This is a genomic window from Streptomyces sp. IBSBF 2435 (genome assembly GCF_036815005.1).
Classification (GTDB): Bacteria; Actinomycetota; Actinomycetes; order Streptomycetales; family Streptomycetaceae; genus Actinacidiphila.
In genome coordinates this window covers 1-327 of the sequence record NZ_JAJSYW010000205.1, presented here as the reverse complement: position 1 = coordinate 327, position 327 = coordinate 1, and positions in this window count along the sequence as shown.

Sequence of the window (327 nt, the reverse complement as noted above, 5' to 3'; positions counted from 1 at the left end):
GATCGGCCTGCCAGTCGTACGGCTCGCCAGCGTCAGGCGCCTGCTCGACCGGCGGGCGCTCGGGAATGTCCGCGCCGGAGAGAGGTGTGTCGAGCAGGATTCCGTACGCCCCGGCGGCGCTGCTTTCGGCCTCGGGAGCCGGCTCCGGATCGTCTACGGCAGCGCGCGGCTCTTCGGGTTGCCCGCCGGGCTCGGCCTGGGCTCCGTACGCGGACGCCGGAGCGTCACCGGAAGCTGCCGGGGGCTCAGCCGAAGACCACACGAGCGCCTGCGGGTCAGCGCCCGGGGCCTCATCGGCTGCGGGCGGCGGGGGCTGCTGGGGCGGCG